Below are 14,580 nucleotides of genomic sequence, written 5' to 3'. Positions count from 1 at the left end.
TCGGCAAAGCCAGCCCCGTCCTCGGAAACAGCCGCCGACCCCGGAGCGTCGGGGGCACCGGTATCAGCACTCAGCGCGGTTCTATTCCTGCTCACCGAATTTATTGTCGAACAAAGATTGAATTTCCGCCAAGGCCTGATCGGCATCGGCACCGGATGCATCGATCTTGACCGTGACCCCCAGGCCGGCCGCCAGCATCATCACACCCATGATGCTTTTGGCGTTGACACGCTGTGCCCCGCGAGCAATGAAAATCTCGCTATTGAACTTGCTGGCGAGCTGCGTGAGCTTGGCCGCCGCGCGCGCATGCAGGCCAAGTTTATTGCTGATGACAATATCTAACGTAGGCATATTCTGTTTCTGATCACGGCCGGCAAGCCGTGCGGGTTGGATCATCAGGGCAAGCCCCGCATCAGTCTACACGCAAGCAGCCTTGCACCCCTCCCGCCAAGGCCTTTTCCCGGGTTTCGGCCAATGACAAATTGCGATACGTCAGGGCGCGCAGCAGCATGGGGGTATTCAGGCCCGCCAGCACGCAGCACTGCACGCCGCTGGCCTGGGCGTCGGCCACCGCGCGCTTGGCGATATTGGCCGGCGTCGCCCCGATGAGGTCGGTCAGCACCAGCACGCCCTGCCCCTTGTTGACGCGCAGGATGTCCTGCAGCACCTGGGGCACCAGGTCATCCGGCAAATCCTCCGGCTGGATGTCATGCACCGCCAGCACATCGGTGGTGTCGCCCAGCACGTGCCGCACGCTTTCGCGCATGGCGGTGCCCAGCGGGGCGTGGACGACGATAACAATCCCGGTCATGGCTTGCTCACATTCAGCCGGCGGCGCGTTCGAGCGCCTGGGCGAACATATCCGCGACATCGAAACCCGTCTGTTCGGCGATTTCCACGAAACAGGTGGGGCTGGTCACATTGATCTCGGTCACGTAGTCGCCGATCACGTCCAGGCCGATCAGCAGCAGCCCGCGGCCGGCCGTCTTGGCCGCCACGGCCTGGGCCAGTTCGCGGTCGCGCTGCGACAGCGGCTGGGCCACGCCGCGGCCGCCCGCGGCAAGATTGCCGCGCGTCTCGCCGGCCTGCGGAATGCGCGCCAGCGAATAGGGCACGGGCTCGCCGCCGATGATGAGCACGCGCTTGTCGCCCTTGACGATCTCGGGGATGTAGCGCTGCGCCATGATGGTGCGCGTGCCGTTGTCGGTCAGCGTCTCCAGGATGGCGTTGCGATTGGCTTCGTTGGGCTGCAGGCGGAAAATGCCGGTGCCGCCCATGCCGTCCAGGGGCTTGACGATCACGTCGCCGTGCAAGGCATGGAAGTCCTTGATGCGGCTCATGTTGCGCGTGACCAGCGTCGGCGTGGTCAGCTCGGCCACCTCGGTGATGGCCAGCTTCTCGGGATGGTTGCGGATGGCCGCGCCGCCATTGAAGACCTTGGCCCCCTGGGCCTGCGCGTACTCCAGCAGATGCGTGGAATACACATACTCCATGTCGAAAGGCGGGTCCTTGCGCATCAGCACGGCGCAAAAGACGGACAGCGCAAGATCGACCGCCGGGCCGGTCTCGCGCCACCAATCGTGCCCGTGCAGATCGGCGCCCTCGACCAGCGCGATCGGCTGGCTGCGCGCGCTGACCTTGCCGGCGTCGATATAGAGATCGCCCTGCAAAGCCACGCTCAGCGTATGGCCGCGAGCCACAAGGGCGCGCATCATGGCCACGGAGCTGTCCTTGTACGCCTTGAGCTGCGGCAAGGGATCGATGATGAACAAGACGTGCATTACGTTACCTGACACCTCTGCCCCGCCTCTTGGTGGCCAAGAACGCGGAGCCGATAAACACATCGTAGCGCAACCGGGCCGGCACGCCATGCCCGCACGGCGGCGGGACGATAAACGCAAACCGGCCCGGCGTCTTCCTGCGGGAAGAGCCGGGCCGGAAATGCGGAATCAACTGGCCGAATCGGCCTTGGCCGCGCTCGCCTTTTTCTTGGGCGCGAGCACCATGACCATCTGGCGGCCTTCGAGCTTGGGCATCGCCTCGACCTGGGCCAGTTCGGTCAGGTCGTCGCGCACTCGCTCCAGCACCCGCATGCCGAGCTCCTGGTGGGCCATTTCACGACCACGGAAGCGCAGCGTCACCTTGGCCTTGTCGCCTTCTTCGAGGAAGCGGCGCAGGTTGCGCAGCTTGACCTGATAGTCGCCCTCGTCGGTCGCGGGACGGAATTTGACTTCCTTGACCTGGATGACCTTCTGCTTGGAACGCGCCTCGGCCTGGCGTTTTTGTTCCTGGTACTTGAACTTGCCGTAGTCCATCAAGCGGCAGACTGGCGGCTCGGCATTGGGCGCGATTTCGACCAGATCCACGTCAGCTTGTTCAGAAAGACGGAATGCGTCGGCAATCTTGACGATACCAAGCTGCTCTCCGTCCAGACCTATCAGGCGCACCTCGGGGACGCGGATTTCACCGTTGATGCGAATGCTTTTTTCAGTGGCGATGTTGAAGACTCCTAGAAAAATTAAACAGCCTTGCTGTCCGGCTGAACGACGTTGCGCCGGCTGGCGACGTCCTCACCCAGGCGGGCGACAAAGTCGTCGAAGGGAATGGCGCCCAGATCCAGGCCACCAAGCCCACGCACGGCGACTGTCCCGTTTTGCGCTTCCTTGTCGCCAACGACAAGGATGTACGGAACCTTTTGCAGGCTGTGTTCCCGAATTTTACGAGTGATTTTTTCACCACGCAAATCGGCCTGAACTCTAAAGCCTTGTTTTTTCAGGCTTTGTGTGATTTTGGCCGCATATTCGGCCGAGGGCTCGGAAATGCAGCACACCACGGCCTGCACCGGGGCCAGCCAGGGAGGCATCGCGCCGGCATGGTTTTCGATCAACATGCCGATGAAACGCTCCAGCGATCCCAGGATCGCACGGTGCAGCATGACCGGGGGGCGGCGCTGGTCGTTCTGGTCGACATATTCGGCGCCCAGGCGAACCGGCATGGAGAAATCCACCTGGATGGTGCCGCATTGCCAATGACGGCCGATGGCGTCCTTCAGGGTGTACTCGACCTTGGGGCCATAGAAGGCGCCCTCGCCCGGGGAGATCTCGAACTCGCAGCCGGTGCGGCGCAGGCTCTCCATCAGGGCGGTTTCGGCCTTGTCCCAGATCTCGTCGCTGCCGATGCGCTTTTCCGGCCGCGTGGCGACCTTGTACAGCACCTCGGTGAAACCGAAATCGCGATACACCTTCTGCAGCAGCGCGGTGAAATCGGCGCACTCGTCCTGCAGCTGGTCTTCGGTACAGAAAATATGGCCGTCGTCCTGGGTGAAGCCCCGCACGCGCATCATGCCATGCAGCGAACCCGAGGGCTCGTTGCGGTGGCACTGGCCGAACTCGCCGTAGCGCAGCGGCAGCTCGCGATAGGAATGCAGGCCCGCATTGAAGATCTGCACATGGCCCGGGCAGTTCATGGGCTTGAGGCCATACACGCGGTTCTCCGACTCGGTCGTGAACATGTTTTCGCGGTAGTTGTCCCAGTGGCCGGTCTTTTTCCAGAGCGACAGATCGAGGATCTGCGGCGCCTTGACCTCCTGGTAGCCGTTATCGCGATAGACGCCGCGCATGTATTGCTCGACCTGCTGCCACAGGGCCCAGCCCTTGGGATGCCAGAAGATCAGGCCAGGCGCCTCGTCCTGGAAATGGAACAGATCCAGATCGCGGCCGATCTTGCGGTGGTCGCGGCGCTCGGCCTCTTCGAGCATGTGCAGATAGGCTTCCTGGTCTTCCTTGGTGGCCCAGGCCGTGCCGTAGATGCGCTGCAGCATCTCGTTGTTGCTGTCGCCGCGCCAATAGGCGCCCGCGACCTTCATCAGCTTGAAGACCTTGAGCTTGCCCGTGGACGGCACGTGGGGGCCGCGGCACAGGTCGATGAAATCGCCCTCGCGGTACAGGCTGATGTTTTCGTTGCTCGGGATGGAGGCGATGATCTCGGCCTTGTAGGTCTCGCCTATGCCCTTGAAGAAGGCCACCGCCTCGTCGCGCGTCCACACTTCGCGCGTGACGACCTCGTCCTTGCGCGCGAGCTCGGCCATCTTCTTCTCGATAGCCTCGAGGTCTTCGGGCGTGAACGGACGCTTATACGAGAAATCGTAGTAAAAGCCGTTGTCGATGACCGGGCCGATGGTGACCTGGGCATCCGGATACAGCGACTTCACCGCATAGGCCAGCAGGTGGGCCGTCGAATGGCGGATCAGATCCAGGCCATCGGCGTCCTTGGCGGTCACGATGGCCAGCCGCGCGTCGCTTTCAATGCGGAAGCTGGTGTCGACGAGCTTGGGCTCGGCGCCATCGAACGTGACGCGCCCGGCCAAGGCCGCCTTGGCCAGGCCGGTTCCGATGGACTGCGCGACCTCCGCGACCGTGACCGGCCCGGGATACTGGCGCTGAGAACCATCCGGCAAAGTGATTTGTACCATCGACGGGTTTCCTGGATAAGAAACGAAAAACGCGGCTGTCTAGCCGCGTTTTATCTGCCTATGTTTCGCTGTCTGACGACGCCAAACACTTCCTACGACTTAACGCGACATGGGGCGATAGGTCGTGGTCGTAGTTCGTGCCGACGCGCAAAACATATAAGGCCTTTTGTGAGGGAATAGGGTCCTAGCCGCCGCACCCGGGCGAGAAACCCGGCGCGTTTTGGCCATAGAAGAGGATTGTAGCACTTTTGCGGCGCATCCCGACAGCCGCGGCCCGGCCCATGCCTTATGGAGTAAGAAAGCAAGAAGACGAATTTAGGAAGAAGAAAGGCGAATATGTAGGATATTTCCTGATTTTTCGGCATGCCGATTTTTCCCGCGAATTGCCTTTAACCTCCGGTCTGAACCGGCTCCGGTCGGACGAACGCACTTTGTTAAAGGCTACTTTCCAGGAATAAAACCATGTCGAACAATATCTCCTCTCTTCCCGGCCAAGACAGATCCGAAGACTCCGCCGACCCCGGCTACGGCGTGCGGCGCTACATGCTGCTGTCCCGGCCCAGCCACAAGATCCGGGTCGCCATCCTCGATGACCATCCCGCCATCACGCTGGGGCTGGCCGCCTATCTGCGCAACCAGACAGACCTCGAGGTCAAGTGTGTCGAGACGCGGGCCGAGTCCTTGTCCAAGACCCTGAAACAACATCCCTGCGATGTCGCGGTGGTGGACTTCTACCTGCCCCGCCAGCCCTGGGATGGCATGGACTTCATCCGCCGCCTGCGCCGCCAGCATCCGGAAATGGCGATCGTCACCTTCTCGGCCGGCAAGAACAGCGAAACCGAGTTCGCCGCCTACCGGGCCGGAGCCAATGCCTATCTGCCCAAGGAGGCCTCGGTCGAAACCCTGGTCGAAGTGATACGCCAGACCGCCGCCGACCGTCGCCAATTCCTCGGCTGGAAGGACGGCCGTTCGCAGATCACCGAACCGGCCCACCCCGATTCCCAGCTCACGACGGCCGAGCTTGAAGTCCTGCGCCAGATTTCCCAAGGACTGTCGGTCACCCAGGTCGCCTCGCGGCTGCTGCGCAGCAAGAAAACTATCAGCACGCACAAGCGGCGCGCCATGAAGAAGCTGGGCCTGGCCGATGACCTGGCGCTGGCCCTCTACCTGAACGAGAAATTCGAGCAGAACATCTGCGGCTGATCAGGCAATGCGCGAATAGCGCTCGGCCGTGGCCGAGGCGCGCAGATAGGCGTCGAACACCATGGCGATCGCGCGCACGAAGAACCAGCCCTGTTCCGTCACGGAAAGGCAACCGTCGGCCAGTTGCAGCAGGCCCATGGCCTGCAGGCGGCGCAGCTGCGGCAGTTCCGCGGCGAACACCTGCTCGGGATCGGCGCCGCCGCCGGCGGCGCGCAGGTCCAGGCGCCCGCGGCACATGATGTCCATGATGAGCCGCCGGCGCCACACATCCTCCTGGCTGCAGGCCAGGCCGCGCTCCACCGGAAAGCCCCCGGCCTCCACCGCCTGGTAATAGGCCTCCAGGTCCTTGTGGTTCTGGCTGTATACCGGTCCCACCTGGCTGATGGCCGAAACGCCCAAGGCCAGCAGATCGCGGTCGGGCTCGGTGCTGTACCCCTGGAAATTCCGGTGCAGGCGCCCCTCGGCGCGGGCTCGCGCCAGGCTGTCCTCCGGCAGGGCGAAATGGTCCATGCCGATATAGGCATAGCCCTGGTCCATCAGGCGGTCGATGGCCGAGCCCAGCAAGGCCAGGCGCGTGGCCGGATCGGGCAGTTCTTCGGCAAGAATGCGCCGCTGCGGCTTGAAGCGCGCCGGCAGGTGCGCATAGGCATACAGGGCGATGCGATCCGGGCGCAGCTCGCCCACCCGGGCGATGGTGCGCGCGAACGAGGCCGCCGTCTGCCGGGGCAGGCCATGGATCAGATCCACATTGATGGACGGGAAACCCACCGCCCTTGCGGCCTGCATCAGCCCGCGCACGGCCTCATAGGGCTGGACGCGATGCACCGCCTGCTGCACGGCCGGATCGAAATCCTGCACGCCAAAACTCAGCCGGTTGAATCCCATCCGCGCCAGGTTCAAGAGGCGCTGCGCATCGATGGTGCGAGGGTCGACCTCGATGGAGATTTCAGCCCCGGCCTGGATATCGAAATGGCGCCGGAGATCGTCCATCAGGCGCCCCAGTTCGGCATCGGACAGGAAGGTGGGCGTGCCGCCGCCGAAATGCAGCTGCGCCACGGCCGTCCTGCGCCCGAGCAGGGCCGCTTGCATGGCCATCTCGCGCGACAGCGCGTCGAGATAGCGCGCGGCGCGCTCGTGATGCCGCGTCACGACCTTGTTGCACGCGCAGTAGTAGCACACCGAATCGCAGAATGGGATATGCACGTACAGCGACAGCGGCTCGCCGCCTGCCCTGGCCGCCAGGGCATCGGCCCATTGCGCCGGCCCAAACCCTTCATGCAGGCGGTCGGCGGTGGGATAGGAGGTGTAGCGGGGCCCGGTCTTGGCCAGGCGGGCCAGGGTATCGGGCGACAAGCGGGATGGCGCATGCACGGAAGACATGGGGCGAATTATGCGTGCCCGCGTCCAGGCCTCTTTTGATCTGGCGCAAGCCTCGTAGAATGGCGAGGTTCCCCCACCCCGGAAACCTCATGGAAACCGAACTCGACGGCCGCCTGCTGGCCCTGCGCCAGGCCCTGGCCATTTCTATCGCCCTGTCCACGCGCGGGCATCCCCAGGCCACCGGCATGGCCCTGGAGCTGCTCGACGATCTGCGCAACCACGCCGACAGCACGCCGGCCGGCGCGCCCTTCGATCCTCCCGTATGGGTGCGGGGCGCCCAGGACGAACTGGAACAGATCTCGCGATTGGTGCGGGCCTTTACGCAGGCCGACGACGAACCGGCCTAGACCATCAAGGTCAGGCTGACGATCTGCGCCAGGCGGGAGACGTCCATCTTCATCTGCAGCATCTTGACCTGGGCCCGTATCGTGCCCACCGAGACGCCGCGCCTGTCCGCGCATTCGGCGGGCGTAAGCTCTTCGCAGGCCAGCATCACCGCCACTTCCGCCTCGGCCTGCGTCAGGCCATACAGCTGCCGCAGGCGGCGCGCGCGCGCTGCCGCGCTCTTGTTGGCCGGCAGGGACATCAGGACCAGCGGGCGCTGCCAGCTCCTGGCCAGGGTGGAGTTGGGCGGCACCGGGATCAGGGACAGCGCCATGGGCGCCCCCGAGGCGGCGCGCAGCACGCAGCCGCCCGCCCTGCAGGCCGCGCGCCAGGTGGCGCTGTCCGCCAGGACGCCAGGCGCCACCCGGTCTCCGCGAAAAGCCAGCACGGGCTCGGCCTGCATCAGGCGCTGGGCCGCGGCATTGGCCAGCAGCAGCCGGCCGGTCTCTTCCTCCAGCAGCATGACCGGCATCTCCAACTGATCCAGCGTCGACTCGGCGACCACCGCCCGGCGCTGGACCTCGCCCAGGCGGGTTGCGACCCGCAAGGCGCGCGCCAGATGCGCGGTCAAGCCGTCGCTCAAGCGCAGATCGGGATTCTCGCTCCGCTTGTCATCGGCCAGGCACTGCAGGCTGATGAAGGCCTGCGCATGCGGCTCGTTGAACAGATAGGTGCCCGACCAGCCGCCCAGGCCCTGCGGGCGCAGAAACTCCTGGTAGTACAGGCTGTGCGCGCGCTCATGCTCGGAGAACGCGCGCCGGTCATTGAACCAGCGTCCGGCCTGCCAGCCGTGCACCGCGGCGGGCGTGGGATCGTGCAGGAAGAATTCGCGCTGATAACTGCCCATGGCCTGCTGGGCCCAGGCGTCGTCATGCGTGGCCACGGCGTTGAGCGAGGGCAGCTCCGTTCGAGGATCCTGCGACAGCAGGGCCACCAGGGCAACGCCCGTGGCCTGGCGCAGATAGGCAAGCACTTCGGTCCAGTCGTTCTCCCCGAGAGCGGCCCCATACATCGCCTCCAGCAGGCGGCTATCCTCGCCCGCGCTGGTGTATGCCTTGACCACGACCGCCTCCGTCCCATTTGCCCTTGGGGCGAGTTATAGCCAAAGCCCGGATGCGCGCCTATTGGCATTAGGCCCCGCTGTCGCGGCGGCGCAACCCGCGGCCACGCCGCTCGTGGCATGACCATGCCGCCTGGGGGATCCGCTTTGCAAAGCTTGACTTTCAATACCGAAAGTCCGGACTGTAAGCTCTCGTCACGTTGACGCACAATTGTTTAATCATTTGCAGGCTATGAGCAAACACCCGCAAGAATTCTCCCAAGTGACCCCGCCTTCCGAGGCCGAACGCCGGGCCCAACGCACCCTGGCGGCGGCCGACAAACTCCTGAACCGCAATCCGCCGGCACAAACGGCCGCGCCCGGGTCCGCCGAGGCCGAACTGATGCGCTACATGGAGGAACTGCGCAGCAAGCAAACCGGCCATGCGAGCGCCGTCCTGCGCCCGCCCGGCAAACCGATCTGACAACGCCCGCGCTTCGGCCAGGCTGCGAAGAAAAAATCCGGCCGCCTCCGCGGCCGTCATGCAAACAAGCGGCCGCGCGCGCCTCATCCCTCTCTCAGCCCTCCCGGCAATCGCATTGGCGGCGGCATGCCCGCCCCTCCCTCCGGCGCAAGGCGCCCGACATCCGTTACTTTTGAAATCCCAAAAAACCACGACACGCATGGCGACGCCACAGCGTATGGCTCCGCCGCACCATCTGCGGACTTTTTTCGTGATCGGCTAGCAACACTCGGCAAAACCCTGTAGACGAAATGTTATTAACAGTTTCATATATAGACATTTCTATCATTGTTGCGAAATATCCGGCCACTCCGTCACCGCTGTTTTCCTTCGAGGGGAGAACCTCATGCGAATGAATTTGCCGATTACTGATCAGGAATTTGTCCTACACGACGATCAGTACCTCATTTCCAAGACGGACCTCAAAGGCCGCATCACCTACTGCAACCCGGCCTTTGTGGAAATCAGCGGCTTCTCGCGCGACGAATTGCTGGGCAAGGCGCACAACATCGTGCGCCACCCCGACATGCCGCCGGCGGTGTTCGAAGACATGTGGCATACGCTGCAGGCCGGGCGGCCCTGGCTGGCCGTCGTCAAGAATCGCCACAAGTCCGGCGGGTTCTATTGGGTGCTGGCCAATGCCATGCCTGTCATCGAGAACGGCGAAGTGACCGGCTACGCCTCGGTGCGGGTCAAGGCCACGGCGCAGCAGATCCGGCAAGCCGAGCAGTTTTACCAAGACGTCGCGGCCAACCGCTTGAGAGGCTATGCGCTCAAGGGCGGCCAGCGCGTGGCGGCCGGCTGGCGCCGGGCGCTGGCCCGCGCCTGCTACCCCCTGCGCAGCGGCCTCGTTCCCGCGACCATCCGTTCCTCCATCGCCGTCTGCGCGCTGGCGGCGATTCCCACCTACTTTGCCCTGGGCAATCCGGCCGTCGCCAACCCGCAGACCTGGTGGGCAGCCTACGGCCTGGGCTGCGCGGCCGTCATCATCGCCCTCTCGTGGCGGGCAGCCCGCTTTGCGGGCCAGTTCACCAAGGCCGAAGAAGTCGCGCGCCAGATCGCCGCCGGCAACCTGGTCAATGAAGTCGACACCAACGTCAAGGGAGAGGCGCGCAACCTCTACTTCTACCTCGACATCATGCGCAAAAGCCTGACGGGGATCTCGACCGAAGTCATCTCCCAGACCTCGCACCATGTCCAGACCATCGCCCAGCTGCGCGAAGGCAGCCAGGCCCTGGCCCAGCGCACGGAAGAACAACGCGACGCGCTGCAAGACACCGCATCCAGCGTCGAGCAACTGGCCGCGGCCGTGGCCCGCAACACCGAAAACGCCACGACCGCCAGCTCGCTGACCCAGGACAGCCAGTCCACGGCGGCGCGGGGCGGCAACCTCGTCGGCGACCTGGTCGCGACCATGCAATCCATCAATGACGGCGCCAAGAAAATCTCCGAGATCGTGTCCGTGATCGAAGGCATCGCCTTCCAGACCAATATCCTCGCCCTGAACGCCGCGGTCGAAGCGGCCAGGGCCGGCGAGCAAGGCAAGGGCTTCGCGGTCGTGGCCGGCGAGGTCCGCAGCCTGGCGCAGCGCACCACTCAGGCCGCCAAGGAAATCAAGGCCCTGATCGACGAGTCCGTCGCCCGAATGTCGGCCGGCTCCACACAGGCCGGCACCGCAGGCACGGCCATGCAGGAAATCCTGCAATCCGTCGACCGGGTCACGGCGCTGATGGGCGAGATCGCCGTGGCCACGCATGAGCAATCCGCTGGCGTGGACGCCATCAGCAATGCCATCACCCGCATGGAGCACATCGTGCAGCAGAACAGCTCGCTGGTGGGCGAACTGACGGCGGTCGCCCAGGACCTCGGACAAGAATCCGGCTCGATGGCCGACACCATCGGGGTCTTTCGCACACCCGAGAAACGCGCCGCGGCCCTCCCCGCCCGGCGGCTCGTCCCCAGCGCCAGCCTGCTGGCCGCGCCAGCCCCACAACTCCAGTAATCGCCGGGGGGGGGGGCCGCCGGCCACGACCCGGCGGCCCCGGACCGGGCGCATCGCGCCTGCCTGGTATTAGAATCAGGAGACCTCTCGCCTGATTGGAGCCGACCATGCGCCGCAATTATTCCAAGGCCCTGCCCCTTTTGCTGGCCTGCTGTGCGCTATCGATCAGCCAGGCCATCGCCGCTCCCCCCGAAGGCAAAGGCAAGCCCGACAAAGGCAAGCAGGGCAATGGCCAAGGCCAGGACAAGGGCCACGGCAAAGGCAAGCCGGACAAAGACAGCCATGGTCCGGGCGGCCAGGGCAGCCTCAGATATGCGGGCATCACCGTCACCACGGCACGCGGCTATGCGCATGAATATGGCTTGTCCGGCTACAGCCAGCTGCCTCCCGGCATACGCAAAAACCTGGCGCGCGGCAAACCCCTGCCTCCAGGCATCGCCAAGAAAATGGTCCCCGGCCCCATGCTCGCCCGCCTGCCTGTTTATCCCGGCTACGAATGGCGGATAGCCGGATCCGACCTGGTGCTCGTCGCCATCGCCACGGCGGTTGTCGCCGACGTCCTGCTCAATGTCTTTGATTGAGCCGAAGCATATCGGCGCGATGCCGCGCCGATGATGGCGTTACATCATGAAGCGCCACATCCTGAACGCGCCGTGGTAAATCATTGGGACATCGTCCTTCGCCGGATTTTCCGCAAAGCCGCAGTCCAGCAGTCAACGACCCGTCTGTAACAATGCGAGTCGGCAAGCTTTGATCAAGTCACTGATCACGTCAGGTATTGGTTTTTGTCGTTCCAACCCGCAACGGGTTGGCTATTAACTGATCTGTCTGGAGTCGACACCATGATGCAAGCTGCAAGTACTGTAGTCCTTCGTCCGCGCAAAGCTCCGATTCTGACCACGCTCACGCTCGCCCTCTCCCTAGCGCTGCCCTCATGGGCGGCGGAGACGCCCAAATCGGCTGAAGCGGCCACCAAGGAGGCCAATGCGGCGCTCCTGAAAGAACTCCCCTTCGCCGACAAAACCTCATTCGAACTGGCTCACAAGGGTTTTATCGCGCCGCTGCCCGCGACCCAGATCAAGGGCGCGCAGGGCAATCTGATCTGGGATCCAGCCAAGTATGACTTCATCAAGGAGGGCGCGCAGGCGCCCGATACGGTCAATCCGAGCCTGTGGCGGCAATCGCAGCTGCTCAACATCTCCGGTCTTTTCAAGGTCACCGAAGGGCTTTACCAAGTCCGCAACTACGACCTTTCCAATATGACCATCGTCGAAGGCAAGACCGGCCTGACGATCATGGATCCGCTGATTTCCGCGGAAACCGCCAAGGCCGCGCTAGACCTTTACTACCAACATCGCCCCAAGAAGCCGGTTGTCGCGGTGATCTATACGCATAGCCATGTGGACCACTACGGCGGTGTGCGGGGCGTGGTCGACGAAGCGGATGTCAAGGCTGGCAAAGTCAAGATCTATGCGCCACTGGGCTTTCTGGAGCACGCCGTGGCCGAAAACGTGATGGCCGGCACGGCGATGAGCCGGCGCGCCTCTTACATGTACGGCAATCTGCTGGCGCCCAGCCCCACCGGACAGGTCGGCGCCGGTCTGGGCACGACGACGTCGGCCGGAACGGTCACCCTGATTCCTCCCACCGACATCATCCAGAAGACCGGCGAAAAGCGCACCATTGACGGCTTGACCTATGAATTTCTCTACGCGCCCGGCAGCGAAGCGCCGGCCGAGATGCTGTATTACATCAAGGAACTGAAGGCCCTGAACACGGCCGAAGATTCCACCCACACCCTCCACAACACCTATTCGCTGCGCGGCGCCAAAATCCGCGATCCGCTGGCATGGTCGAAATACTTGAACCAAGCCTTGGCCATGTGGGGCGATGAAGTGGAAGTCATGTATGCCATGCACCATTGGCCTGTGTGGGGCAAGAAAGAAGTGCAAGAGCAATTGAGCGTACAACGCGATATGTATCGCTACATCAACGATGAAACCTTGCGCCTTGCCAACATGGGCTACAACAAGGAAGAAATCGCCGAACAGGTCAAACTACCGGAAGCCATCGCCCATAAATTTTCCAACCGGGGTTACTACGGCTCCCTGAACCATAATGTGCGCGCCACCTATGTGCTCTACCTGGGCTGGTTCAATGGCAATCCCGCCACGCTGCATACGCTGCCGATCGAAAGCGCCGCCAAGCGCTACGTGGATATGATGGGCGGCGTGCCGGCCATCCTGACCAAGGCACGCGAGTACTATAAAAAAGGCGACTATCGATGGGTGGCCGAAGTGGTCAACTACGCGGTGTTCGCCGAGCCCGACAACCAGGAGGCCAAGAACCTCCAAGCCGATGCGCTGGAACAAATGGGCTACCAGGCCGAAAGCGGGCCGTGGCGCAATTTCTATTTGACGGGCGCCAAAGAACTGCGGGAAGGCGTAAAGAAACTGCCCACGCCGGATACCGCCAGCCCCGACACCGTACGGGCCATGACTCTCGATATGCTGTTCGACTATTTCGCGGTGCGCTTGAATCGTGAAAAAGCCGCTGGCAAGCACGTCGTGCTGAACCTGGACTTCAGCGACACCAAAGAAAAGTACACGCTCGAAATGGTCAACAGCGTCCTCAACCACACCGAGGGCAAGGTGGCTAAAGAGCCCACGGCAAGCATGACGCTGAGCCGCGACACGCTGAACCGGATCGTGCTGAAGGAAACGACGCTGCAGGATGCCCTGGCCAAGGGCGACCTGAAGGTCAGCGGCGACCAACAAAAGATCACGGACATGTTCGCCTCCCTCGACAACTTCGAGTTCTGGTTCAATATCGTGACGCCTTAAGGCGGAGCGTATCGCGTCGGCGCGGCACTTGACGGCGCGAAGACAAAAACCGCCATGTCATTGAACCGCCCCCCCATTTCGGGGGGGTGGTTCACGGGCGGCCTCTTATTGCCCTGCGCCAATCAGATGGACGGCGGGGCTTCAAGCCTATTTAGACCTGTGCATGAGGACCATCGCGTCGCCGTTCTCGACCGCGGACTTCGCGGATACGTCCGATAGCGTCACGAGGAATGACCCATTCGGCTTGGACGTCAGATTTGCAAACACATATGGCTCTTGGTCGACGAACACGGCGACGGCAGAGAACGGAAACTCCTTCCCCGTATCGTTCTTGACCTTGATCGCGAATTTCAGGTCCAGCGCCCCAACGGGTGATTTCTTCTGCGCACTCTTAATCCTTGCCTTGATCGCATCAGGGACGCTCACCGATAACAACCCCGTCTCGTTCGAGACGAGATTGATATGGGAGTTTGAAGCCAGTTTCCCGTCCCTGTCTTTATCGAGAAAGATAGGAAGGGAGAACCGTGCGAACGAGTCGAACCCCTTGCGGTAGCACTCCTCATACTTCGCATCGGAAAAGATTCCAGGGACTGCTTGCTGAACGTCCACCAGGATCTTCGACGGTTGGCGCGAGTCTTCATGGCTCTGGCAGGCGGGCACCTCCACCAGCAGATTACCGGTGTCAAACGCAATTGAAATGTGAGCCACTTCGCGCGTCGGCGCGCAAAGTAAATC

14 protein-coding genes are annotated in these 14,580 nt (G+C 63.1%); 6 read left to right on the top strand and 8 right to left on the bottom strand.

The features are described 5' to 3' along the window. Nucleotides 1-81 precede the first annotated feature (81 nt). The 5 genes from L540_RS21020 to thrS all read right to left on the bottom strand — a co-directional run bounded on the left by L540_RS21020 (nucleotide 82) and on the right by thrS (nucleotide 4,471). Nucleotides 82-351, bottom strand: a complete 270-nt coding sequence (locus tag L540_RS21020) for an HPr family phosphocarrier protein (RefSeq protein WP_005013636.1) — start codon at nucleotides 349-351, stop codon at nucleotides 82-84. Between the two features lie 61 nt (nucleotides 352-412). Further along, nucleotides 413-811: a PTS sugar transporter subunit IIA gene (locus tag L540_RS21015; protein ID WP_043207455.1), complete on the bottom strand. Its 399-nt coding sequence runs from the start codon at nucleotides 809-811 to the stop codon at nucleotides 413-415. A 13-nt stretch (nucleotides 812-824) separates the two neighbouring features. Further along, nucleotides 825-1,781: a glutathione synthase gene (gene gshB, locus L540_RS21010; RefSeq protein WP_043207457.1), complete on the bottom strand. Its 957-nt coding sequence runs from the start codon at nucleotides 1,779-1,781 to the stop codon at nucleotides 825-827. Nucleotides 1,782-1,949: 168 nt separating this feature from the next. Next, nucleotides 1,950-2,519, bottom strand: a complete 570-nt coding sequence (gene infC / locus L540_RS21005) for a translation initiation factor IF-3 (protein ID WP_231584952.1) — start codon at nucleotides 2,517-2,519, stop codon at nucleotides 1,950-1,952. Beyond that, the gene (thrS, locus tag L540_RS21000) at nucleotides 2,519-4,471 is read right to left on the bottom strand and encodes a threonine--tRNA ligase (protein WP_043207461.1); all 1,953 of its coding nucleotides are present in this window, start codon (nucleotides 4,469-4,471) and stop codon (nucleotides 2,519-2,521) included. Before thrS ends, infC begins: the two co-directional genes overlap by 1 nt. 462 nt (nucleotides 4,472-4,933) lie before the next feature. On the opposite strand from thrS, the gene L540_RS20995 reads away from it, so the two are divergent. Continuing rightward, entirely contained in the window at nucleotides 4,934-5,674 is a 741-nt protein-coding gene (locus tag L540_RS20995) for a response regulator transcription factor (RefSeq protein WP_043207463.1), read from the top strand. Here L540_RS20995 and hemN read toward each other — a convergent pair whose 3' ends face one another. Beyond that, nucleotides 5,675-7,054 (bottom strand): oxygen-independent coproporphyrinogen III oxidase, encoded by a 1,380-nt coding sequence (gene hemN, locus L540_RS20990; protein ID WP_043207464.1) that lies wholly within the window; start codon nucleotides 7,052-7,054, stop codon nucleotides 5,675-5,677. Between the two features lie 89 nt (nucleotides 7,055-7,143). Here hemN and L540_RS20985 point away from each other — a divergent pair, with 89 nt between their 5' ends. After that, the gene (locus tag L540_RS20985; protein WP_029580472.1) at nucleotides 7,144-7,401 is read left to right on the top strand and encodes a hypothetical protein; all 258 of its coding nucleotides are present in this window, start codon (nucleotides 7,144-7,146) and stop codon (nucleotides 7,399-7,401) included. Here the strand turns inward: L540_RS20985 and L540_RS20980 are convergent. Then, nucleotides 7,398-8,501: a helix-turn-helix transcriptional regulator gene (locus L540_RS20980; protein WP_053073276.1), complete on the bottom strand. Its 1,104-nt coding sequence runs from the start codon at nucleotides 8,499-8,501 to the stop codon at nucleotides 7,398-7,400. The two genes, L540_RS20985 and L540_RS20980, sit on opposite strands and share 4 nt — an antisense overlap. A 259-nt stretch (nucleotides 8,502-8,760) precedes the next feature. Here L540_RS20980 and L540_RS20975 point away from each other — a divergent pair, with 259 nt between their 5' ends. The 4 genes from L540_RS20975 (at nucleotide 8,761) to L540_RS20960 (ending at nucleotide 13,845) form a co-directional block, all read left to right on the top strand. Beyond that, on the top strand, nucleotides 8,761-8,961 hold the full coding sequence (locus L540_RS20975; RefSeq protein WP_231584950.1) for a hypothetical protein: 201 nt from the start codon (nucleotides 8,761-8,763) through the stop codon (nucleotides 8,959-8,961). Nucleotides 8,962-9,346: 385 nt separating this feature from the next. Beyond that, nucleotides 9,347-11,002: a methyl-accepting chemotaxis protein gene (locus tag L540_RS20970; protein ID WP_043207469.1), complete on the top strand. Its 1,656-nt coding sequence runs from the start codon at nucleotides 9,347-9,349 to the stop codon at nucleotides 11,000-11,002. Between the two features lie 107 nt (nucleotides 11,003-11,109). After that, nucleotides 11,110-11,583, top strand: coding sequence for an anti-virulence regulator CigR family protein (locus L540_RS20965; RefSeq protein ID WP_043207472.1), 474 nt, complete (start codon nucleotides 11,110-11,112; stop codon nucleotides 11,581-11,583). A gap of 264 nt (nucleotides 11,584-11,847) precedes the next feature. Further along, nucleotides 11,848-13,845 (top strand): alkyl/aryl-sulfatase, encoded by a 1,998-nt coding sequence (locus L540_RS20960; RefSeq protein WP_048026753.1) that lies wholly within the window; start codon nucleotides 11,848-11,850, stop codon nucleotides 13,843-13,845. Between the two features lie 147 nt (nucleotides 13,846-13,992). Here the strand turns inward: L540_RS20960 and L540_RS21945 are convergent. After that, nucleotides 13,993-14,580 (bottom strand): DUF7424 family protein (locus tag L540_RS21945; RefSeq protein WP_043207487.1); only part of this gene is annotated, 588 nt, incomplete at its 5' end.

The sequence above is a fragment of the Bordetella pseudohinzii genome (assembly GCF_000657795.2).
In the GTDB taxonomy this organism is placed as follows: Bacteria; Pseudomonadota; Gammaproteobacteria; order Burkholderiales; family Burkholderiaceae_B; genus Bordetella; species Bordetella pseudohinzii.
The sequence above is the reverse complement of the archived record's forward strand: the minus strand, read 5'-3'. Positions and strand labels throughout refer to the sequence as shown.

Bases quoted from the DNA above. Each gene is read 5' to 3' on its own strand.
- L540_RS21020 (WP_005013636.1), bottom strand. From the start codon at position 351: ATGCCTACGTTAGATATTGTCATCAGCAATAAACTTGGCCTGCATGCG.
- L540_RS21015 (WP_043207455.1), bottom strand. From the start codon at position 811: ATGACCGGGATTGTTATCGTCGTCCACGCCCCGCTGGGCACCGCCATG.
- gshB (WP_043207457.1), bottom strand. From the start codon at position 1,781: ATGCACGTCTTGTTCATCATCGATCCCTTGCCGCAGCTCAAGGCGTAC.
- thrS (WP_043207461.1), bottom strand. From the start codon at position 4,471: ATGGTACAAATCACTTTGCCGGATGGTTCTCAGCGCCAGTATCCCGGG.
- L540_RS20995 (WP_043207463.1), top strand. From the start codon at position 4,934: ATGTCGAACAATATCTCCTCTCTTCCCGGCCAAGACAGATCCGAAGAC.
- hemN (WP_043207464.1), bottom strand. From the start codon at position 7,054: ATGTCTTCCGTGCATGCGCCATCCCGCTTGTCGCCCGATACCCTGGCC.
- L540_RS20985 (WP_029580472.1), top strand. From the start codon at position 7,144: ATGGAAACCGAACTCGACGGCCGCCTGCTGGCCCTGCGCCAGGCCCTG.
- L540_RS20970 (WP_043207469.1), top strand. From the start codon at position 9,347: ATGCGAATGAATTTGCCGATTACTGATCAGGAATTTGTCCTACACGAC.
- L540_RS20965 (WP_043207472.1), top strand. From the start codon at position 11,110: ATGCGCCGCAATTATTCCAAGGCCCTGCCCCTTTTGCTGGCCTGCTGT.
- L540_RS20960 (WP_048026753.1), top strand. From the start codon at position 11,848: ATGCAAGCTGCAAGTACTGTAGTCCTTCGTCCGCGCAAAGCTCCGATT.